Source organism: Streptomyces sp. NPDC002773 (assembly GCF_040295605.1).
Classification (GTDB): Bacteria; Actinomycetota; Actinomycetes; order Streptomycetales; family Streptomycetaceae; genus Streptomyces.
The window spans coordinates 235,321-257,169 of the sequence record NZ_JBEOVO010000001.1; the positions used below are offsets into that span (position 1 = coordinate 235,321).

At 72.9% G+C, this 21,849-nt stretch carries 18 protein-coding genes; 9 read left to right on the plus strand and 9 right to left on the minus strand.

Going from position 1 to position 21,849, the window contains the following annotated elements:
* Window positions 1-207: 207 nt before the first annotated feature.
* The 7 genes from ABT034_RS01045 to ABT034_RS01075 form a co-directional block, all read right to left on the minus strand.
* On the minus strand, window positions 208-1,182 hold the full coding sequence (locus ABT034_RS01045; RefSeq protein WP_351209875.1) for an N-acetylglucosamine kinase: 975 nt from the start codon (window positions 1,180-1,182) through the stop codon (window positions 208-210).
* Complete coding sequence (locus ABT034_RS01050) at window positions 1,173-2,438, minus strand: 6-phospho-beta-glucosidase (protein ID WP_351209877.1); 1,266 nt, start codon at window positions 2,436-2,438, stop codon at window positions 1,173-1,175. Before ABT034_RS01050 ends, ABT034_RS01045 begins: the two co-directional genes overlap by 10 nt.
* A gap of 8 nt (window positions 2,439-2,446) precedes the next feature.
* Window positions 2,447-3,343 carry a carbohydrate ABC transporter permease gene (locus ABT034_RS01055; RefSeq protein WP_351209879.1) on the minus strand — a complete coding sequence of 299 codons (897 nt, stop codon included), beginning with the start codon at window positions 3,341-3,343 and terminating at the stop codon, window positions 2,447-2,449.
* 3 nt (window positions 3,344-3,346) lie between these two features.
* On the minus strand, window positions 3,347-4,306 hold the full coding sequence (locus ABT034_RS01060; RefSeq protein WP_351209880.1) for a carbohydrate ABC transporter permease: 960 nt from the start codon (window positions 4,304-4,306) through the stop codon (window positions 3,347-3,349).
* Window positions 4,307-4,325: 19 nt separating this feature from the next.
* Window positions 4,326-5,669: an ABC transporter substrate-binding protein gene (locus ABT034_RS01065; protein WP_351209881.1), complete on the minus strand. Its 1,344-nt coding sequence runs from the start codon at window positions 5,667-5,669 to the stop codon at window positions 4,326-4,328.
* 53 nt (window positions 5,670-5,722) lie between these two features.
* Window positions 5,723-6,937: an ROK family transcriptional regulator gene (locus ABT034_RS01070; RefSeq protein ID WP_351209883.1), complete on the minus strand. Its 1,215-nt coding sequence runs from the start codon at window positions 6,935-6,937 to the stop codon at window positions 5,723-5,725.
* A 182-nt stretch (window positions 6,938-7,119) separates the two neighbouring features.
* Window positions 7,120-8,181, minus strand: coding sequence for a mechanosensitive ion channel family protein (locus ABT034_RS01075; RefSeq protein WP_351209884.1), 1,062 nt, complete (start codon window positions 8,179-8,181; stop codon window positions 7,120-7,122).
* A gap of 259 nt (window positions 8,182-8,440) precedes the next feature.
* Between ABT034_RS01075 and ABT034_RS01080 the strand changes: the two genes are divergently transcribed.
* Complete coding sequence (locus ABT034_RS01080; RefSeq protein WP_351209886.1) at window positions 8,441-9,004, plus strand: HNH endonuclease; 564 nt, start codon at window positions 8,441-8,443, stop codon at window positions 9,002-9,004.
* 94 nt (window positions 9,005-9,098) lie between these two features.
* Here ABT034_RS01080 and ABT034_RS01085 read toward each other — a convergent pair whose 3' ends face one another.
* Entirely contained in the window at window positions 9,099-12,212 is a 3,114-nt protein-coding gene (locus ABT034_RS01085) for a glycoside hydrolase family 84 protein (RefSeq protein WP_351209888.1), read from the minus strand.
* Window positions 12,213-12,451: 239 nt separating this feature from the next.
* Here ABT034_RS01085 and ABT034_RS01090 point away from each other — a divergent pair, with 239 nt between their 5' ends.
* From ABT034_RS01090 to ABT034_RS01100, 3 genes are read left to right on the plus strand one after another with little or no spacing between them, the layout of a single operon-like run.
* Complete coding sequence (locus ABT034_RS01090; protein WP_502972783.1) at window positions 12,452-12,649, plus strand: hypothetical protein; 198 nt, start codon at window positions 12,452-12,454, stop codon at window positions 12,647-12,649.
* A 1-nt stretch (window position 12,650) separates the two neighbouring features.
* Window positions 12,651-14,834, plus strand: coding sequence for a 4-alpha-glucanotransferase (malQ, locus tag ABT034_RS01095; RefSeq protein WP_351209890.1), 2,184 nt, complete (start codon window positions 12,651-12,653; stop codon window positions 14,832-14,834).
* A gap of 20 nt (window positions 14,835-14,854) precedes the next feature.
* Complete coding sequence (locus ABT034_RS01100; protein WP_351209892.1) at window positions 14,855-15,082, plus strand: hypothetical protein; 228 nt, start codon at window positions 14,855-14,857, stop codon at window positions 15,080-15,082.
* 78 nt (window positions 15,083-15,160) lie between these two features.
* On the opposite strand, the gene ABT034_RS01105 is transcribed toward ABT034_RS01100, so the two are convergent.
* Window positions 15,161-15,667, minus strand: coding sequence for a MarR family winged helix-turn-helix transcriptional regulator (locus ABT034_RS01105; protein WP_351209894.1), 507 nt, complete (start codon window positions 15,665-15,667; stop codon window positions 15,161-15,163).
* Between the two features lie 134 nt (window positions 15,668-15,801).
* On the opposite strand from ABT034_RS01105, the gene ABT034_RS01110 reads away from it, so the two are divergent.
* The 5 genes from ABT034_RS01110 to ABT034_RS01130 all read left to right on the plus strand — a co-directional run bounded on the left by ABT034_RS01110 (window position 15,802) and on the right by ABT034_RS01130 (window position 21,820).
* Window positions 15,802-16,758, plus strand: coding sequence for an EamA family transporter (locus tag ABT034_RS01110; protein ID WP_351209896.1), 957 nt, complete (start codon window positions 15,802-15,804; stop codon window positions 16,756-16,758).
* Between the two features lie 5 nt (window positions 16,759-16,763).
* Window positions 16,764-17,765 (plus strand): DMT family transporter, encoded by a 1,002-nt coding sequence (locus ABT034_RS01115; protein ID WP_351209898.1) that lies wholly within the window; start codon window positions 16,764-16,766, stop codon window positions 17,763-17,765.
* A 10-nt stretch (window positions 17,766-17,775) separates the two neighbouring features.
* Window positions 17,776-18,702, plus strand: a complete 927-nt coding sequence (locus ABT034_RS01120; protein WP_351209900.1) for a LysR family transcriptional regulator — start codon at window positions 17,776-17,778, stop codon at window positions 18,700-18,702.
* Window positions 18,703-18,761: 59 nt separating this feature from the next.
* Entirely contained in the window at window positions 18,762-19,892 is a 1,131-nt protein-coding gene (gene alc / locus ABT034_RS01125) for an allantoicase (protein ID WP_351209902.1), read from the plus strand.
* Between the two features lie 230 nt (window positions 19,893-20,122).
* A complete protein-coding gene (locus ABT034_RS01130; RefSeq protein ID WP_351209904.1) occupies window positions 20,123-21,820 on the plus strand; it encodes an FG-GAP-like repeat-containing protein in 1,698 nt (565 codons plus the stop codon).
* Window positions 21,821-21,849: the final 29 nt, after the last annotated feature.

Consider the following 21,849-nt stretch of genomic DNA (forward strand, 5'->3'; position numbering starts at 1 on the left):
ACCGGTATTGACTCGATCTTGTTCTTATCCTGCCGTATGCCTCCGGCACGTCCGAGGGCGAACCCCCTCACGCCCCCCTCCCGATCCCCCCACCTTGAATACGTCCCCCGGCCGTGATCGGTTCCGTATCGCCCGTCGCTCGAACAGGTGAACATGCCTGCGGGGCGCCCCTTTCGCGAAGAAGGAACGCCCCGCCGCCCACCCCGCTCAGGCTCCGTAGTGCCCCCGCAGCCGGGCCGCCGCCTCCGGGCCCGCCGCCGTCTCGTCCAGGGCGAGCAGCCCCGCGCCGAGGACCGGCGGCGCCGTCACGAAGTCGACGACGGCCTTCGGCGCCCGCTCCGCGAGGAGTTCGAGGATCCGCCGCTCCAACTGCGGGTGCCGCGCCGCGAGCACGCTGCCGCCCAGCATCACCGGAGCCTCCTCGTCGAGCAGGCCGAGCCGCCCCAGGGCGACCGCCGACAGGGCGACGACCTCCTCGGCGAGCCGGTGCACGAGCGACAGGGCGACCGGGTCCCCGGCCGCGCTCACCCGGAACAGCACGGGCGTCAGCTCGTGGCGCCGTGCGAACGGCACCCGGCCCAGGTGCAGCGCCTCGATCAGCGCGTACATCGTCTCCAGACCGAAGTGCGCCGGCAGCGCCCGCGCCAGCTCGGTCGGTTCGCCGCGCCCGTCCTCGGCGCGCGCCGCGAACCAGAGCGCCTCCTCGGCGAGACCGCTGCCGCCGCCCCAGTCCCCGGAGATCTTCCCGATCGCGGGGAAGCGCGCGGTCCGCCCGTCCGGGGTCATCCCGACGCAGTTGATCCCGGCCCCGCACACCACCGCCACCCCGCGCGGCTCGTCGAGCCCCGCTCGCAGGATCGCGAAGGTGTCGTTGTGCACCCGCACCGACCGGCTCCAGCCCCTGCCGAGGAGTTCGGCGCGGAGCGCGGTCTCCTCGACGGGCAGGTCGGCGTTGGCGAGACAGGCCGACACATGGGCGAACCCGGCCGGGCCGCCGGCCTCGGCGCTCGCCCGGCCGACGATCTCCGCCAGCACGTCGACCGCCGCCTCCACCCCCACCAGGGGCGGTTGGAACCCGCCGCCGCGGGCCGCGCCGAGGACGGTGCCGTCCGCGCCGAGGACCGCGACGTCGGTCTTGCTGTTGCCGGCGTCGATGGCGAGCACGGCTCCGGTCAGGCCCACGCGAGGTGCTCCCGGTTGTGCGCGATCAGCCGGTCGGTGAGCCCGTCGGCGTACGCGTACTGACCCACCAGCGGGTGCGCGAGCAGCGTCTTGAACACCCGGTCGCGGCCCCCGCGCAGCGCCGCCTCGAGAGCCAGGTCCTCGTAGGCGGTGACGTTCGCGATCAGTCCCGCGTACAGCGGGTCCACCGGCGCGACCGGCAGCGGCGAGGCACCCTGGGCGCCCACCGCGGCCTGCGTCTCGATGACGGCGTCGTCCGGCAGGAACGGCAGCGTGCCGTTGTTGTACGTGTTCACCACCTGGTACGGCGATCCCCCGCCGCCCAGGAGGGACGCGGCCAGGTCCACGGCCGCCTCCGAGTAGAAGGCGCCGCCGCGCTTGCCGAGCAGCGCCGGCTTCTCGTCCAGGGCCGGGTCCCCGTACATGTCCAGGAGTTCCTTCTCCATCGCGGCGACCTCGGCGGCCCGCGAGGGCTTCGTGCCGAGCTCCCGTACCACCTCGTCGTGTGCGTAGAAGTAGCGCAGGTAGTACGAGGGGACGACGCCGAGCCGGTCGAGGACCGGGCGCGGAAGGCGCAGGTCGTCCGCGACCGCGTCGCCGTGCTCGGCGAGCAGCCGGGGCAGCGCGTTCTCGCCCTCGGGGCCCCCGATCCGTACCGCCGTCTCCCAGGTCAGGTGGTTGAGCCCGACGTGGTCCAGGTGGATCTCGGACGGGGCCACGCCGAGGAGCCCCGCGAACTTGCGCTGGAAGCCGATGGCCACGTTGCACAGGCCGACGGCCTTGTGCCCGGCCTGGAGCAACGCGCGCGTGACGATGCCGACGGGGTTGGTGAAGTCGATGATCCAGGCGTCCGGGTTGGCGCGCCGGACCCGCTCGGCGATGTCCAGGACCACGGGGACCGTGCGCAGTGCCTTGGCGAGGCCGCCGGCGCCGGTGGTCTCCTGGCCGACGCAGCCGCACTCCAGCGGCCAGGTCTCGTCCTGTTGGCGGGCGGCCTGCCCGCCGACCCGTAGCTGGAGCAGGACGGCGTCGGCGCCCTCGGTCCCGGCGTCGAGGTCGGTGGTGGTGGTGATCCTCCCCGCGTGGTCCTGCTTGGCGAAGATCCGCCGGGCGAGACCGCCGACAAGGTCCAGCCGCTCGGCGGCGGGGTCGACGAGGACGAGTTCGGTGATGGGCAGGGTGTCGCGCAGCCGCGCGAATCCGTCGATCAGTTCGGGGGTGTAGGTGGAACCGCCCCCCACGACAGTGAGCTTCATGGTGTGACTCAGCCCTTCACTCCGGTCAGTGTGACTCCCTCGACGAACGCCTTCTGGGCGAAGAAGAAGACGAGGATCACGGGGGCCATGACCAGCACGGTCGCGGCCATGGTCAGATTCCAGTCGGTGTGGTGCGCGCCCTTGAAGGACTCCAGGCCGTAACTCAGGGTGTACGCCGCCGGGTTCTCCGAGGTGTAGATCTGCGGTCCGAAGTAGTCGTTCCAGCAGTAGAAGAACTGGAACAGCGCGACGGCGGCGATGCCGGGCTTCGCCATCGGGAGAACGACCCGGAGCAGGGTGCGGAACTCCCCGCAGCCGTCGATCCTCGCCGCCTCGATGTACTCGTTCGGGATGGTCAGCAGGAACTGGCGCAGCAGGAAGATGGCGAAGGCGTCGCCGAAGGCCATCGGGATGATCAGCGGCCACAGCGTGCCGGACAGGTCCATCTGCTTCGCCCAGAACAGGTACATCGGGATGATGACGACCTGCGGCGGCAGCATCATCATCGAGATGACGAGCAGCAGCGACAGGTGCCGGCCGCGGAAGCGGAACTTGGCGAGCGCGTACGCCACGGGTATCGAGGACACCACGACGAGGACGGTGCCGAGTCCCGCGTACAGCAGGGAGTTCTTCCACCAGTCCAGGAAGCCCGGGGTCTCGAAGACCCGGACGTAGTTGTCCCAGTGCCAGCTGTTCGGCGTGAGGTCGGGGGTGAGTGCCTGCTGGTCGCTCATCAGGGACGTCAGGAAGACGAAGACGAACGGCAGCACGAAGAACAGGGCCGCGGCTATCCCGAGGGAGTGCACGGCGATCCAGTGCAGGAGCGCCTTGCGGCGGGCGGTCCGTTCGGCGGCGCTCGGGGCGTTCGCGCGGACGGGCCGGTCGAGGGTGGATGCGGAGGTCATGGATCAGTCACCCGAGCCGATCAGGCCGCCCCGCCGGCGCATGAGCAGCGCGGTGAAGGCCATGGAGAGGGCGAACAGGACGAGGGCCACGACGCTGGCCGCGCCGTAGTCGAAGCGGCCGAAGCCGAGGTCGTAGACCAGCTGCGGCAGCGTGAGCGTCGCGTCGTCGGGATGGCCCGGTTCGAAGGTCTGGCCGGAGCCGCCCATCACGCCCGAGGCGACCTTCGCCGCCACGATCGGCTGGGTGTAGTACTGCATCGCGCCGATGATCCCGGTGACCACCGCGAAGAGGATGATCGGCGAGATGTTCGGCAGGGTGACGTAGCGGAACCGCTGCCAGGCCGAGGCCCCGTCCAGCTCCGCCGCCTCGTACTGCTCCTTCGGTACGTCGAGCAGCGCGGCCATGAAGATGACCATGAGGTCCCCGACGCCCCACACGGCGAGGACGGTCAGGGCCGGCTTGGCCCAGGCGGTGTCGTTGAACCAGGAGGGCGCGGGGATCCCGACGGCCTCCAGGAGCGAGTTGACCGGTCCCGTGCCCGGGTTGAGCAGGAAGACGAACGCGAGGGTCGCGGCCACCGGCGGGGCCAGGTACGGCAGGTAGAACAGGGTCCGGAAGACCCCGGCGCCGGTCTTTATCCTGGTGATGAGCAGACCGATGCCGAGGCCGAACGCGACCCGGCAGGCGACCATGACGACCGCGAGCCAGAGGGTGTTCTGCATCGCCGGCCAGAACTTCGGCAGGTCGGAGAAGACGTAGTCCCAGTTCTCCAGGCCCCGCCAGGTCGGCGGGTTGAGCCCGTCGTACTTCATGAAGGAGAAGTAGACGGTCGAGACGAGCGGGTACGCGAAGAAGACGCTGAAGCCGATCAGCCAGGGCGACATGAACGCCGCGGTGCGAAGCGCGTTGCGCACGCGCTTCGACCGCAGCGCCGCCTGACGCCCGGCGAGGGTGTCGGACATGAGATACCGGTCCCGGGTCTTACTTCGCCTGGGCGATGTCGCGGTCGATCTGGGCGGCGGTGTCCGCGAGACCCTTCTTCAGGTCCGGGACCTGGCCCCTCTCGTACTTCTGGGCGAAGTCCTGGAAGGTGTCCTGGTACGTGGAGCCGTTCACCGCGCCGTCGGAGGTGGTGGACTGCGGGTGCTGGGCGATGTCCAGGAAGGTCTTGAAGCGCGCGTCGAACTTCAGGTTCGGCGACTTCAGCGCCTCCAGGGTGGAGGGGACGTTGCCGATGTCGTTGGCGAAGTTCACCACGGCCTCGGTGTTCATCGTCATGTACTTGACGAGTTCCCAGGCCGCGTTCTGCTTCTTGCTCTGCGGCGCGATGCCGATGATCGTGCCGGAGAGGTAGCCCTTGCCGTACTCGGCGACCTCGTCGTCGGCGACGGGCAGCGGCGCGACACCGACGTCGAGCTTCACGCCGGCGTCCTTGATGAAGTTGAGCCGCCACTCGCCGTCCAGCTGCATCGCGACCTGGCCGGTGTGGAAGGGGTGCTTGGCGCCCCACTCGTCACCGAAGGTGGTGCGGTACTTGTCCAGCTTCGCGAACCCGCCCAGGCCGTCGACCAGAGACTTCTGGTAGGTCAGCATCTCGGCGAAGCCGGGGTCCTTGGCGAGGAGCGACTTGCCGCTCTGGTCGAAGTACGTGTGGTCCCACTGGGACATGTAGTGGCTCGGGGTGGTCTCGTAGCCGAGGTAGTTCGGCATGAAGCCGAGCTGCTCGTAGCTGCCGCCCTTCTCCTTGGTCAGCTTCTTCGCGACCGTCGCGAACTCCGACCAGGTCTTCGGCGGGGCCTCCGGGTCGAGACCGGCCTTCCGGAAGGCGTCCTTGTTGTAGTAGAGGCCGTACGCGTCGGAGAGCAGCGGCAGGGAGCAGCGCTTGCCCTCGAACTGGGTGTAGTCCTGGAGGACTTTCGAGAAGGTCTTGTCCAGGTCCACCTTGTCCTTCTCCAGGAAGGGCTTCAGGTCGGCGAAGGCGCCGGTGTGGCAGAACTTGCCGACGTTGGACGTGGTGAAGGAGGCGGCCACGTCCGGCCCGTTGGAACCGCCCGCGCGCAGGGCCTGGCCGAGCTTGGCGTCGTTGATGTCGCCGACCACCTTCACCTTGATGTTCGGGTGGGCCTTCTCGAACCGGGCGACGTTGTCCTTGATGGCCTTGACCTCGGACGGCGCCGACCAGCCGTGCCAGAAGGTGAGGGTGGTCTCGGCCTTGGGGTCGTCGGAGGCCGCGTTGTTCGCGGAGCCCGTACAGGCGGAGGCGAAGAGGGCGATCGAGGCGGTGGCGGCGAGCGCGGCGGCGGCTCTGCGGGGGCGTACGGGCATGGCGGTGTCTCCCTGTGGCGAAGGGTTTACGGCGGAAGGACGGAGCGAGTGGGTCAGCGCGACGTGTCGAAGACCTCGTCGCGCGTGGTGGCGAGGGCGCTTTCGAGGGCGCCGCGCAGGACGGGCCGCACGGGCACGGCGCTGAGGACGAGCCGGGGCCGGGAGGCGGCGAGGTCGGCGAGTTCGGACTGCACGCGGGCGCGCAGGGGTTCGCCGCCGGCGACGAAGACGTCACCGGAGAGCACGATCAGCTCGGGGTCGAGGACGGCGACGATCGAGGCGAGCCCGGTGGCGACCCGCTCGGCGTACCGGTCGAGCAGCTCCGCGTACCTGGCGTCCTCGCCGTGGGCCTCGGCGGCGTGGCTGAGCAGGGAGGACGCGACCGGGACGTACGGCTGCTCGGGCGTCTCGATCCCGAGGGCGCGGGCGATCCGGGGTACGGCCTGGACGCCGGCGAGTTCCTGGTAGCCGCCGGAGTTGGCCTTGGTGACCTGCCGTACGAGCGGGGTGCCGGGTACGGGCAGGAAGCCGACCTCTCCGGCGCCGCCGGTGAAGCCGCGGTGGAGCCGTCCGCCGAGGACGAGGGCGGCGCCGAGGCCCTCCTCGTTCCACAGCAGGGCGAAGTCGTCGTGGCCGCGGGCGGCGCCCACGCGCTGTTCGGCGACGGCGACGAGGTTGACGTCGTTCTCGTACTCGAACGGCATGGGCAGCACGGCGGCCAGCTCCTCCAGGAGCGTGGAGGAGTGCCAGCCGGGCAGGTGGGAGGCGTACCGCAGACGCCCGGTGGCCGGGTCGAAGGCGCCGGGGGTGCCGATGACCAGGCGCCGGACGTCCGCGCGGGTGATCCCGGCAGCCTTGACGGCCCCGTCGAGGGCCTCGGTGACCTGGCGGACGACGCCGGAGGCGCCGCGGCCGGGGGTGCGGAGCTCGTACTCGCCGACGATCTCGCCCGTGATGTCGGCGACGGCGGCGTGGATGCGGAACTGGTTGACGTCGAGTCCCGCGGCGTACGCGGCCCGCGCGTTCACCGTGTAGAGCTGGGCGTTGGGCCCCGGCCGGCCTTCGGTGGTGCCGGTGGCGACGACGAGCCCGGCCGCTTCGAGGCGGGCGAGCAGCTGGGAGGCGGTCGGCTTGGACAGGCCGGTGAGCTTGCCGATCCGGGTGCGGGAGAGCGGGCCGTGCTCCAGGAGCAGGTCCAGGGCGGCGCGGTCGTTCATGGCGCGCAGTACACGGGGTGTACCGGGGGTTCCCGGGGTCGTTCCGGCCATGTCGGTCGCACCTGCCTTCCTGCCACACTGTTAGGAAAGTTTCCTATTTGATGGGAGGAAGGTAAGACGACCGTCGCCGGGGCGTCAATACCCGGGAACGCGAGACGCCCCCGAAGGCAACAGAAGTGTGACCCACGGGGGCGTCCGTCAGCCCGTACGCCGGGCCGGAGGAGACCGGCTTCCTACTTGTTGAGGTCAGTCCTCGGCAGCGGGGTCGCCGCCGCCGACTGCGGCGAGGTCGCCGAGGAGAACGCCGACGGCGCCGCCATGCCCGCGGTCGGATCGGCCGCCGCCTCCTCGGCCTGCGCCGGAAGCCCGCCCACGATCCGGATGCCGGCCTCGTCCAGGCCCTTCTTGATCCGCCAGCGCAGCTCGCGCTCCACACCCAGCGCCTGGCCCGGCATCGTCTTCGCCGAGACCCGCACGGTCATCGAGTCCAGGAGCACCTCGTTCAGACCGAGCACCTCCACCGGACCCCACAGGCGCTCGTTCCACGGCTCTTCCTTCGCCAGGGCCTCCGCAGCCTCCATGATCACGGAGCGCACCTCGTCCAGGTCCTCCGTCGGCCGGACCGTCACGTCGACACCCGCCGTCGCCCAGCCCTGGCTCAGGTTCCCTATCCGCTTGATCTCGCCGTTGCGCACGTACCAGATCTCGCCGTCCACACCGCGCAGCTTGGTCACCCGCAGACCCACCTCGACGACCTCGCCGGAGGCCACGCCCGCGTCGACGGAGTCACCGACGCCGTACTGGTCCTCCAGGATCATGAAGACACCCGACAGGAAGTCCGTCACGAGGTTCCGCGCGCCGAAACCGATCGCGACACCGGCCACACCGGCCGAGGCGAGCAGCGGCGCGAGATCGATCTTGAACGCGCCGAGGATCATCAGTCCGGCCGTGCCCAGGATCAGGAACGACGCCACCGAACGCAGCACCGAGCCGATCGCCTCCGAGCGCTGCCGCCGCCGCTCGGTGTTGACGAGGAGACCGCCGAGGGCCGTGCCCTCCACGGCCTGCGCCGAACGGTTCATCCGCTCGATCAGCTTCGTCAGGGCGCGCCGGACGGCCATCCGGAGCAGCAGCGCGACGACCAGGATCAGCAGGATCCGCAACCCGGTGTTCAGCCAGGTGGACCAGTTCTGCTCCACCCAGCTCGCCGCGCTCGTCGCCTTCTCCGCCGCCTCGTCCAGGGTCGTCGGAAGGGGTTCGGGCTCGGTGGCAGCCGCCAGGGCGGACCAGGACACGGAAGACCTCCAGGCATCGCGTACGCAAGTCATCCACAGTAACGGGGCGCCAGGCACGGACCCGTCGTCCTGTTCGAGGGAGAGACGGACCTCACCCGGGCAGAGAGGAGAGGAAAGACATGCCGATGTGGTCGAGAACACCCCCCGGCCCGTCACCCCGGTCCTGATACGTGGTGGCGTTCCGACCAGGCATGAGGAGAGACTGAGAGCAGTTCGTCCCGGCGCGAGCCACGCGCCGCCGGCGTCATAGGAGGCATCCGTGCCGCATGTCCTGGTCCTCAACGCGTCGTACGAGCCGCTCGGCGTCGTACCGCTCCGCCGCGCACTCGTCCTCGTACTGGAGAACAAGGCTCTCTGCCTCGAGGAATCCGGCGCCTTCCTGCACAGCGAGACCCAAGTCGTCCCCGCGCCCAGCGTGGTGCGACTGAAACGCTTCGTGCGGGTCCCCTACCGGGGGCCCGTTCCCTTGACCCGCAGAGCCCTCTTCGCCCGTGACGGCGGGCGCTGCATGTACTGCGGGGCCGTCGCGACCAGCGTCGACCACGTCATCCCGCGCAGCCGCGGGGGCACGCACGCCTGGGACAACGTGGTGGCGGCATGCCGCCGCTGCAACCACGTCAAGGCCGACCGGCACCTGCGCGAGATCGGCTGGAGGCTGCGCCACCAACCGGCCCCGCCGACCGGCCTGGCCTGGCGGATCATCGGGACCGGACACCGGGACCCCCGCTGGCTGCCGTACCTCACGCCGTACGGCGCCGAGGACGTGATGGCCCGGATCGACTCCGTCGCCGACGCCCCCGTGAGGGCGCTGACGACGGGTTGAGCCGGGCCTTTCGCGTACGGGGGCCGGGTCCGGCCGGGTGCGGACCGGGACCCTTCCGTACGCGGGGGCCGCGCGGCTCGGAGCGGCGCACCCCTCAGGGGGCGGGCCGCTCCTCGGGCGTGCCCGGCTGCTCCTCCGGTGTCCCCGCCGGAGCGTCCGGCTGCTTCTCCGGCGTGCCCGGCTGCTTCTTCTCCCGCGGCGGCGACGGCTTCGCCGGTTCCCGCGCCACCGCGTAGGTCTCCACCGACCACAGCGAGTAGCCGTACTCGGTCGCCCGCGTCTCCCCCTGCACCCGCAGGAACCGCGTGTCCGCCGCGTCCATCCGGACCGACTCCCGGCCGCCCCGGCCCTCCGCGACCGTCGCCGCCGTCCGCCAGACGCGCCCGTCGGCCGAGACCTGGACCCGGTAGCGCGAGGCGTACGCGTCCTGCCAGTGCAGCACCACCTGCCCTATCCGGGCCGGCTCCGGCAGCTCCAGCTGCCACCAGGCGCCGTCCTCCGCCGGGGAGGACCAGCGGGTGGCCGGATCGCCGTCCGCCGCCGCGGACGCGGGGAAGTCCGCCGTCTCGTCGCCCGAGGAGGAGACCACCGCCGTCCGCGCCAGGTCCGGGCCCGCCGTACGGGGAAAGGCCCGTACCGTCAGGACCCGCTCCTCGCCCGCGAAGGACACCGGCACCCGGTACGCGCCCGCGGGGGTGCCCGGCGCCACCGACACCTCGAGGGGGACGGTCGTCCGCGCGCCGCGCGCCACCGCCGCCTCCTTCGGCAGCCGGACCGTGATCCCCTTCGGGGCCTTCGCCACCAGCGGCCCGCGCACCTCGCCGGCGCGCAGACCCGAAAGCTCCGCGTCCACCCGCTGGGCCGGGCCGCCGATCTCCGCGTCCGTCTCCGTACGGGCCAGGTCGAGGCCCGCCCGCGGACCGTCCGCGAACCACGGCACCAGGGAGCGCACCTCGGGAGCCGGGCCCTCACCGCTCCACACCACCCGCAGCGCCTCGGCCTTGAGCCCCTTGAGCCCGGTTTGCGTCCAGCCGGACGCCGACAGCGGGCCGAGCGACCGCCAGCCCGCGCCCGGGACGTACGCCTCCACACGCGCGTGCGTGCTCCCGGCGCCCGCGCCCGCCGCGTCCGGCTCGGTCATCACCGTCAGGGTCTCCACGGGCCGCGCCCGGTCCAGCCGCACGGTGTACGAGCCGGTGTCGCGGTCGGCGGTGGCAGCGGGGGTGCGGTCGGCTCCGGTCCAGGCCGCGGCCCGGTCCACCGCGCGCGTGAGGAACGGGTCGAGCACCCCGGCGCCGACCGTCACCCGGCTCGCCTTCAGCTCCTTGCGCAACCCTTCGAGGCGCAGCTGCGCCCGCCAGGCCGCCGCCCCGTCACCGGCCGTCTGGGCGAGGAGCATGTCGACGGCCGTCTCGCCCGCCAGGCCGTACCGGGAGAGCTGGTCCAGCCAGGGGCCGGTCTCGTCGTCGAGGGTGCCGTCGGCGGTGCCGGCGAGCCGCCCGGGGGCCTCGCGCATCACGGTGAACGCGGCCCGCAGCTCGCGCGCCGCCTTCTCCCGGCCCGTGTCGTCGCCGCCCGTCCGGGAGGACCAGAACGCCGCCAGGAGCGGCTTCAGGTAGGCCGACTCGCCCGCCGGGTCGAGGACCGAGGAGGCGTCGTTCCCGGCGAGTGCCCGCAGCGCCTCGCGGGCGGCCGGCTCCGGGCCCGCCAGGTCGTCGACGGCCGCCCGCCAGGACTCCTGGGGCCGGTAGCCGCGCGGGTTCCAGGCGTAGTCGGCGGCGGTGAAGAGCGGGATGCGGGAGGCCGCGGGCTGCTCCATGGCGAGGGCGAGGAAGGCGGCGGAGCCGGCGGCCACGCCCGGCTCCCGGCCGGTGGCGGGGCCGAGGAACAGCCGGTCCTGCGCGTAGTCGTTGACCGGGTAGTTGTCCATGGTGACCAGCGGGTGGCGCAGGGCGCCGCGGGCCCCGGCCAGTTCGCCGCCGGTGATGGTGCGCGGCACGACCCCGACGCCCGTCCACGCCACCCGTACGTCCGCGTCGAGGGTCTCGGCGAGCTTGGTGCGGTACGCGGTCGCGCCGTCCTGGTAGTACTCCGTCGGCATCACGGTCAGCGGCTCGGTGTCCGGGTGCCGTTCGGCGAGGTGGCGGGCGACCGTGTTCGCCACGCGCGCGTGGGCGGCGGCAGCGGACTCGGGGCCGCGGCCGAAGGTGTCGGCGTCCCGGTCGCAGTGCCACTCGTCGTACGAGGCGTCCTGGAACTGGAGCTGGAAGGCGCGCACCCCGAGTTCCCACATGGCGTCGAGCTTCCCGGTCAGCGCCTTCATGTCGGCGGCCGACGACAGGCACATGGACTGGGCGGGCGCCACCGCCCAGCCGAGCGTCACGCGGTTCGCGCGGGCCCGCTCGGCGAGCGCGCGGAACTCGGCCTGCTGGGCGGCCGGGTAGGGCTCGCGCCACTGCACCCCGCGGTACGGGTCGTCGCCGGGCGCGTACAGGTAACGGTTCTGCTTGGTCCGGCCGAGGAAGTCGATCTGGGCGAGCCGCTGCTCCGCGGTCCAGGGGCGGCCGTAGAAGCCCTCGGTGATCCCGCGCTCGGCGGTGCCCGGCCAGTCGCGCACGACGACCCCGGGGACCTCCCGGCCGGTCCCGACGAGCTGACGCAGCGTCTGCACGGCGTGGAACAGACCGTCCTCGCCCACGCCGTCGAGGACGACGGTGTCCCGGCCCTGGAGGCGGCCCGTGGCGAGCCGGTAGCCGCCGTGCGGCAGATCGATCCGGTCGGGCACGCGCAGGGCGGCCAGCGCCTCCCCCGCGGCCTCGCCCGAGGGCCCCGAGGCCCGGAGGACGGGCCCGCGGCCCGGGAGCCCGGTGTGGACGGTCCGTACCCCGGCGGCCCGCAGCAGCTCGCGCAGCGCGGCGAGGGCGTACGGATCGGCGTCGTCGTCCGCGACCAGCGTCACCTCGTCCCCGAGACGTACGGCGGGCCCGGCGGCGGCCAGGGACTGCGGCCGGGGCCAGACGGCGGGGAGGGCGGCGGGCGCGCGGTCGGGCGAGGCGGCCGACGGGTCCACCGGAGCGAGCGGCACGGCCGGCGCCAGCGGCCCCCTCGGGGCCGCCTGGGCCGGGCCCGGGGCCACGCCGCCGAGGAGGCCGCCGATGACGGCGGCGGCCACGGCCGTCGCGGTGCGCTTCCTGCGCCCGAGGTGCACGGGGTCTCCCTTCGGCGGGGCCGGCCGCTCCGCCGGTTGGTCACGAGTGGGTCACGAGCCCACCACCCGTCGCACTGAGGTGTCAATGTGCGTGGCCGATGTGTCGCCTTTGCCCGGCGAGCCGTCGGCGAGGTGACGTCACTCCCTCACTTTCCGCCGGTAAAACGAGGTGCGGTGGGTAGGCCTCAGTCGTTACCCCTGGTCCCACCTGTCGAGACGAAACCCGGGAGACCCCCGTGATGACCACCCCCCACCACTTCGGACGGATACGGATGCCGGAGCAGCCGGCCCGTACCGGCGAACCGCTGACCAGCGAACCGCCCCTGCCCGACGCGGCACCCCTCACCAGCGAACCGCCCCTGACCGAGGCGGCCCCCCTCACCAGCGAACCCACCGCCCCCGGCAGCGCGGGCGGCACGGAGTCCCCCGGAGTGTGAAGTGACCCTGGCCCGTCTCGCCGCCCGTCACGGCGTAGCCACCGCGTACAGCCCCTCCGAAGGTGTCACCGTGCCCGTGCCGGAGGCGACCGTCGTGGCCGTCCTCGGCGCCCTCGGCGTCGACGCGGCCACGCCGGAAGCGGTCACCGCCGCTCTCGACGCGGCGGACCGGGCCGACCGGGAGCGCCTGCTGCCCCCGACGCTCGTCCTGCGGCGCGGCGAGTCCGGCGAGGCACCCGCGCACCCGCTCGGAGAGACGCCCGGGCACCCGCCCGGCCACCTGCCGCTCGGAGAGACGCCCGCGCACCCGCCCGGCCACCTGCCGCCCCGCGACCTGCCGCCCGGCACCCGGCTCCGGGTCACCACCGAGGACGGCGCCGTCGTCACCGGTGAGGACTGGGCGCGGCTGCCCCTCGGCGTCCACAGGGTCGAGGCGCACGCCCCCGACGGGCGCGCCGCCACCAGCACCCTGATCGTGAGCCCCGCGCGCGTGCCCGGCCCCGAGCACCGCGCGTACGGGCTCCTCGTCCAGCTCTACTCGCTGCTCTCCCACCGCTCCTGGGGCATGGGCGACCTCGGCGACCTGCGGGAACTCGCCACCTGGGCGGGCCGCGTCCACGGCGCCGGTTTCGTCCAGGTCAACCCGCTCCACGCGGGCGTGCCGGGCGCGCCGAGCGACCCGTCCCCGTACCGCCCCTCCTCACGCCGCTTCCCCGACCCCGTCCATCTGCGGATCGAGGAGATCCCCGAGTACGCCCTGGTCAGCCCCGAGCACCGCGAGGAACTGGACCGGATCCTCGCCGAGGCGGCCGAGCTGCGCGAGCGGGTCCTCGGCAAGGGCGCGGCGATCGACCGGGACGCGGTGTGGGAGCTCAAGCGGCGGGCCCTCGAGCTCGTCGTCGAGAGCGTGGAGCTCGGCCCCGGCCGGCGCGCCGACTTCCACGACTTCCTCGCCGCGCGGGGCCGCGCCCTGGAGGACCACGCCACCTACCAGGCCCTCGCCGAGCGGCACGGCCACCACTGGCGGGACTGGCCCGAGGAGCTGCGCGAGCCGCGCACGGCCGAGGCCGCCGTGTGCGGCGACCCCGCCCTCGCCACCCGGGTCGACTTCCACTGCCGGCTCGCCTGGCTGACGGACCGGCAGCTGGCCGCCGCCGCCGAAGCCGCCCGCGAGGCCGGGATGGAGGTCGGGATCGTCCACGACCTGGCCGTCGGCGTCCACCCCGAGGGCTCGGACGCCTGGGCCCAGCAGGAGGCCTTCGCGGCCGGCATGTCGGTCGGCGCGCCGCCCGACGCCTTCAACTCCCGCGGCCAGGACTGGGGCCTGCCCCCGTGGCGCCCCGACGCCCTCGCCGCCTCCGGCTACGCCCCGTACCGGGGGCTCCTCCAGGAACTCCTGCGCCACGCGGGCGCGCTGCGCATCGACCATGTGATGGGCCTGTTCCGGCTCTGGTGGGTGCCGGAGGGCCACGAGCCCACCCAGGGCACATATGTCCGGTACGACGCCGAGGCGATGCTCGCCGTCCTCGTCCTCGAAGCCCACCGCGCGGGGGCCCTCGTGATCGGCGAGGACCTCGGCACGGTCGAACCCGGCGTACGGGAGGAGCTGGCCCGCAGCGGGGTGTTCGGCACCTCCGTGCTCTGGTTCGAGCGGGACTGGGCGGGCACCGGCCGCCCGCTGGCCCCGGACGAGTGGCGCGCCGAGTGCGTGGCCACGGCCACCACCCACGACCTGCCGCCGACGGCCGCCCGGCTCTCCGGCGACCACGTCACGCTGCGGCACCGGCTCGGCCTGCTCGCCGGCGACCTGGAGCGCGAGCGGGCGGTGGACCGGGCCGACACCGCCGAGTGGCTGGGCCTGTTCCAGCGCCTCGGGCTGCTCCCGGAGGGCCCCGGGGACGAGGAATCCGAGATCAGGGCCGTCCACCGGTTCCTGCTCGGCACCCCCGCCCGCATGGTGGGGGTGTGGCTGCCGGACGCGGTGGGGGACCGCAGACCGCAGAACCTGCCGGGCACCTGGGACGAGTACCCCAACTGGCGGCTGCCGCTCGCGGGTCCTGACGGCCAGCCGCTCACCCTGGAGCAGCTGGCCGCCTCCCCCCGGGCGCACGCCCTGCTGCGCGAACTGCACGCGCGTACGGCCGCGGGCGCCCGTACGGCACCCCCGGGCGCGCGGCCCGTTTAGGTGTTCGCTACGTTTGCACCGTGGACAAGAAGAACGCTCTGCGCGCCGGCTCGCTCGCGGCCGGTACGACGCTGATGATGCTGCTCATGTCGTCCCCCGCGCTCGCGCTCACCCGCGACGACGGCGACGACCCGGCCCCCAAGCTGGAGGTCATCGAGACCCTCGGTCTGTTCGTAGTCGCCCCGCTGGTGCTGTTCCTGGTGATCGCCGGCCTGGTGATGGTGCTCGACAAGTCCAAGAAGGCCTGACCGCCTCCTCGTACGCTCCGCCGAGGGCGCCGCACGGTACGACGTACGGTGCGGCGCCCTCGCGTGCGTGCGCGTCCTTCACGCCGTGGTGCCGAGCAGCTTCCGCAGCAGCGCCGCGAGCTGCTCCGCCTCCTCCTCGCTGAGTGCGCCCTCCAGTGCCGCCCGCTGTTCCGCGAGCCCTGCCCCGACGGCCTGGTCCACCAGCTCCTTGCCGCGCTCGCTGAGGGTGACCCGCAGCGCGCGCCGGTCGTTCGGGTCGGGGCTGCGGGTGAGCAGCCCGGCCTTCTCCAGCTTGTCCAGCCGGCCCGTCATCCCACCGGTGGTGATCATCAGCGTGGCGGTCAGCTCGCGCGGTGAGAGCGTGTACGGCTCCCCGGAGCGGCGCAGCGTCGCGAGCACGTCGAACTCCCCGAGCGCCATGCCGTAGGGCGCGTACGCCTTGTCCACCCTGCCCCGCATGGCGTTGGCCAGCCGGTAGATCCGCCCGAAGACCGCCATGGGGACGGTGTCCAGGTCGGGGCGGACGGCCGCCCACTGGTCGGTGATCGCGTCGACGGCGTCATGGGCGGGGCTCTGCGTGTCCATGGTTCCAGTGTTCCCTTCCCTCCTCCTCGATGGCAACTAAGCCACTTCTGACTAAGCCACTTGCAAGTGAGTAGCTTAGTGGTAAGTTAATTACCGCCAAGCCAGTCCGGCATCCGCATCGAGGGGGAACCCGCATGTCCCGCAAGGCAGCCGTCGTCGCGCTCACCGCCCTCGCCCCGATCTCCTGGGGCTCCACCTACTTCGTCACCACGGAGTTCCTGCCGCCCGACCGGCCGCTCTTCACCGGCCTCATGCGCGCCCTGCCCGCCGGACTCCTGCTCCTCGCCCTCACCCGCAAGCTCCCGAGGGGCGCCTGGTGGTGGAAGTCCGCCGTCCTCGGCGCGCTCAACATCGGCGCCTTCTTCCCGCTCCTCTTCCTCGCCGCCTACCGCCTCCCCGGCGGGGTCGCCGCCGTCGTCGGCTCCGTCGGCCCGCTCTTCGTCGTCGGCCTCGCCGCCCTCTTCCTGGGCGACAAGCCCACCGTGAAGTCCCTGGTCACGGCCGTCGCCGCCGCCTTCGGCGTCAGCCTCGTGGTCCTCAAGGCCGGGGCCGCGCTCGACCTCGTCGGGGTGGTCGCCGGACTACTCTCCGCCCTGTCGATGTCGGTGGGCGTCGTCCTCACCAAGCGCTGGGGCCGACCGGAAGGCATCGGGGCCCTCGCGCTCACCGGCTGGCAGCTCACCGCGGGCGGCCTGGTCATCCTGCCGATCGCCTTCCTGATCGAGGGCGCCCCGCCCGCCCTCACCGGCACGAACCTGGCCGGCTACGCCTACCTCGCCCTCGGCAACACCGCGATCTCCTACTTCCTCTGGTTCCGCGGCATCGAGCGGCTCAGCGCCTCCTCGGTCACCCTCCTCGGCCCGCTGTCGCCGATCACCGCCGCGATCATCGGCTGGGTGGCGCTCGGTCAGGCGCTCGGCCCGGTGCAGGTGCTCGGCATGGTCATCGCCTTCGGCGCCACCCTGGCGGGCCAGCTGGCACCCCGTACCCCGAAGAAGGCCGCTCCGGCGGTCGAAGGATCGTTCAGCTCAACTGAACGGAATGGTCAGGAAGTTTCGATGGACCTGGAGGTTTCGGGAGTGCGACGGTAGGCGGCATGAACCCGATCACCGCCCCCCGCCACCCGACCACCACCGGGACCACCGCCCCCACCGAAACCACCCCCACTGCCACCACGACCGACACCGAGAAGCCGGCGCCCGCGAGGAAGCTCGCACGGGGCGCCGGCCTCGGCGTGCTCCTCGCCCTGCTCGCCACCGTCGTCTGGTCCGGCAGCTTCGTCGCCACCCGCGACATGGCCGACACCGTCCCGCCCGTCCAGGCCGTCTTCTGGCGCTGGATCATCGCGCTGCTCGCCGTCGCGCCGTTCGCCGCCCGCCCGTTCCTGCGCCAGTGGCGGACGATCCGCCGTCACCTCGGCTTCGTCGCCCTCGCCTCGCTGTTCGGCGTCGCCCTCTACAACACCCTCGTGCACCAGGCAGGCCTGACCACCTCCGCCTCCAACATGGGCATGATCATGGCCGCATCGCCGGTGATCATGACGGTCTACGCCCGGCTCGGCGGCGAACGCCTCGGCGCCCGCCGCGTCCTCGGGATGCTGACCGCCGCCCTCGGAGTGCTCCTGCTCGTCGGAAAGGGCTCGCTCGCCGTGGACCTCTCCGCCGGCGACCTGTGGATGTTCGCCGCGGCCCTGTCCTTCGCCTCGTACAGCGCCCTGCTCAAGCGCAAGCCCGCCGAGATCGACGGACTCGCCTTCCTCTTCACCACCTTCCTCCTCGGCGCGCTGATGCTCGCGCCCGCGTACGCCGTCTCCGTCGCCGTCCAGGGCGGCTTCACCGTCGGCGCCGCGACCGTCGGCCCCCTCCTGTACGTCGGGGTCTTCTCCTCCGCCGTCGCCTTCTTCGCCTGGAACAAGGCCATCGCCCTCATCGGCGCGGCACGCGCGGGCGTCGTCTACTACCTCCAGCCCGTCTGCGTCGCCCTCCTGTCGTACGCGCTCCTCGGCGAACGGCTCGGAGTCCTCGGCGTCGCGTGCATGGCGCTCATCCTCGGCGGGGTCGCCCTGGCCTCCGCCACCGGGGCGCGGAAGGCCGGATAGGTTGCGGCCCATGACCGAGTGGGACATCAAGAAGCTCCAGATCCTCCGCACCCTCCGCGACCGCGGCACCGTCACCGCGACCGCGGAGGCGCTGCTCATGACCCCCTCGGCCGTGTCGCAGCAGCTCACCAACCTCGCGAAACAGCTCGGCGTACGGCTCCTCGAGGCCCAGGGCCGCCGGGTCCGGCTCACCGACGCCGCCCATCTGGTGCTGCGGCACGCGGAGGTGGTCTTCGCCCAGCTGGAGCGCGCCGACGCCGAACTCGACGGCTATCTGCGGGGCGAGGCGGGGCAGGTGCGGGTGGCGGCGTTCTCGACGTCGGTGCCCGCGCTTCTCGTGCCCGCCGTACGGCAGTTGCGGACCGCCCACCCGGGGCTCGACGTCCGGATCCGGGAGGCCGAGGCGGCGGAGGCGTACGAGCTGCTCTCGGCCGGCGAGGTCGACCTGGCGCTCTCGCTCGCCGCCCACGCGCCCTCCGCGCGCGACCCCAAGTTCAGCCGGGTGCCGCTGCTCGCCGATCCGCTCGACGTCGCGCTGCCCGCCGGGCACCCGCGCGCCGACGCCCCCGGACTCCGGCTCGCGGACCTGGCGGCCGAGCCGTGGATCTTCGGCGGTTCGGGGCCCTGGTCCGAGATCACCACGGCCGCCTGCGAGGCCGCCGGCTTCGTGCCCGAGCAGGCCCACAGCGCCTCCGGCTGGACCGCGATCCTCGCCATGGTCGAGGCCGGGATGGGCATCGCCCTCGTCCCCCGGATGGCCTCCGCGGAACGCCGGGGCGGCACCGGGGTCGTCATGCGCGTCCTCTCCGCCGACCAGCCGCGCCGCCATGTCGTCGCGGCGGTACGGCGCGGGGCGGAGGAGGGCCCGGCGGTGGCACGCGTCCTGACCGCGCTGAGGCAGGCGGCTGCGGCCCGGGAAACCGTTCAGCAGAGCTGAACAGACCTGTCGAAAACATTCGATGGACCCGGGCGCCCGGGCGGGAGGAAGCTCGCTCCATGAGCTTCGACGAGAACGCCGACCCGCACGCCAACGACGCCGCCCCGTACTCCGGAGGCGACCCGTACGCCGACTACCGCACCGGTGACTTGCCCTTCACCGACCTGGTCGACCTCGCCGACCGCCGCCTCGGCGCCGGCGTCGTCGCCGCGAACGACGAGTTCTTCGCGGAGCGCGAGAACCTCCTCGTCCGCGAGCGGGCCGTCTTCGACCCCGAGCACTTCGGCCACAAGGGCAAGATCATGGACGGCTGGGAGACCCGCCGCCGCCGGGGCGCCGACGCCGAGAACGTCTTCCCCGCCCCCGAGGACCACGACTGGGCGATCGTCCGGCTCGGCGCCCCCGGTGTGATCCGGGGGATCGTCGTCGACACCGCCCACTTCCGGGGCAACTACCCGCAGCGGGTGAGCATCCAGGCCACCGCCGTGGAGGGCACGCCCAGCCCCGGGGAGCTGCTCGACGCCACGTGGGAGGAGCTCGTCCCGCCGACGCCGGTCCGCGGCCACGCCGCCAACGGCTTCGCGATCACCGCCGAACGCCGCTTTACCCACCTCCGGGTCTGCCAGCACCCCGACGGAGGCATCGCCCGCCTCCGCGTCCACGGCGAGGTTGTGCCCGACCCCGAGTGGCTGGAGCTGCTCGGGACCCTCGACCTGATCTCCGTACTCAACGGAGGCTCGTACGAGGACGCATCGGACAGGTTCTACTCCTCGCCCACCCAGATCATCCTGCCCGGCACCTCCCGCAAGATGGACGACGGCTGGGAGAACCGCCGCCGCCGGGTCCGCGGCACCAACGACTGGGTGCGGTTCCGGCTCGCCGCGCAGGGCGCCGTCCGCGCCGTGGAGATCGACACCGCCTACCTGAAGGGCAACTCGGCGGGCTGGATCGCCCTCCAGGGCTGCAACGGCGATCCCTCGGCAGGCGCGGAATGGTTCGAGATCATCCCCAGGACCAGGCTCCAGCCCGACACCCTCCACCGCTTCAAGCTCCCCGCCCAGGCCGTCGTCACCCACGTCCGCCTCGACGCCTTCCCCGACGGCGGCGTCGCCCGGATGCGGCTGCACGGAGTCCTGACGGACCAGGGCGCGGCCGACCTGCGCGCCCGGTTCGCGGCGCTCGGCGGCTGACACCCGAGAACCTCCGCCCGGCGGCAGCGGCAGCGCGCCGACGCCCGCCCGCCGGGCGGACTCCAGACGCGGCGAAGGGGCACCTCCGCGGGGGAGGGTGCCCCTTCGCCGTCGCGTCGAACACCTGCGAAGATCATCCGGCTGGGCGCGACCATCGAGCATCTGGGGGACCGATGAAACGTTTCCGATCGGCAGTGAGTTCGGCAGTGAGTTCGGCAGCGAGAAGAGGCGTGGCCCGGTCGGCGGCCGCGCTCGCCCTCGCCGCGGCGCTGCTCTCCGGCCTCATGGCCCCGGCCTTCGCCGAGGATGTCGTCGACCCGGCCACCGCGCCGCCCGTCCGCGTGATCACGTACAACGTCTGCGGCGCGCACACCTGCCAGACCGACCTCGACCTGACGGCCTGGACGGCCGAGCTCGTCGAGCAGACTCTGGCCTGGAACACCGACGCCCTCATGCTCCAGGAGCTGTGCTTCGGCCAGTGGGCCGCCCTGCGCGGCGCCCTCCCCGGCTACAGCGGCGTGTGGACCTCCACCACGACCGACTCCGACTGCGCCAAGTGGTCCGCGACCGACACCCGGTTCGGCCTCGGCGTCTTCGTCAAGGCACCGGCCGTGGAGCGGTACACGGCGAACCTGACCGTGCCGACGAACGAGGAGGCCCGCTCGGTGCTCTGCGCGCGCGGCCCGGTCGACGGCCGCACCATGCTCGCCTGCACCACCCACCTCGCCCAGTACATCAAGCCGGACAACGGCTCCGCGCAGGTGATGGCGCACATCGACACCTGGGCCGCCGGAGCCCCGGTGATCCTCGGTACCGACCTCAACGCGGGCACGGAAGCGGTCTACGACCCCGCCCTGAACCCGATCCGCACCGGCACGCCCGGCACCGGACCGTTCGCCGAGGCCGACGGGAACGACCGCGACTTCTTCACCGAGTCGTGCCTCACGAGCGGCGCCACCTTCTGCCACACCGGTGAGCCGACCGTCGCGAGCGGCAGGAAGTTCGACCACGTCTTCCTCAGCGCGCGCGACTTCCACACCGTGCGGGCCGACGCCTTCGAACCCGAGTCGCCCGGCGTCAAGCCGTTCTCCGACCACAAGCTGCTCCGCGCCGCCGCCCGCCTGGGCTCCGGCGCCGACACCGATCTGACCGGCGACGGCCGCCCCGACCTCCTCGCGGTGAAGGACGACGGCAATCTGCGGCTGTACCCGGGCACGGGCGACGGCATCCTCGGCAGCCAGCGCCTGATCGGCACCGGTGGCTGGGCCGGCGCCGTCGTCAGCCACCGCGGCGACTGGACCGGCGACGGCCATCCGGACGTGCTGGCCCGCATCGGCAACGACCTGTGGGTCTATCCCAACACCGGCGGCGGCGAGCTCGGCCCGCGCGTCGCCATGGGCGGCCGACCCACCGGCTGGAGCGGTCTCACGCCGCTCGCGGCGGGCGATGTCGACGGCGACGGCCTGCCCGACGTCCTCGTCCGCAGCGGCACCGGCCTGTGGCTGCACCGCGGTGGTGAGCCCACGGCCGGGCAACCCACCTTCGCGCCCAGGGCCGCCGTCCGGATCGGGTACGAGGAGTGGGCCGGCTACGACGTGCTGACGCCGGGCGACGTCAACGGCGACAAGAAGGCCGACGTGTGGGCCCGGGACCGCGCGACCGGCGAGATCGAGCAGTACCCGAGCCGGGGAACCCAGCACCTCGGCATCTCCCCGACCATCCTCGGCGGCGCCGGAGCGGCCGTCGCCGACCGCCGCCTGCTGCTGACGGCCGGCGACGCGAACGGCGACAAGGTCCCCGACCTGTGGTCGACCCGTACCGCGGGCACCGCCGAGAACCTGGAGTTCCTGCCGGGCACGTCCACCGGCTTCGCACCCGCCGAGACCGTCGGCACCGGCGGCTGGCAGTGGATCGACTCCCTCGGCTGATTCCCCGCACGTCGGAAGGGCCCCCGGAC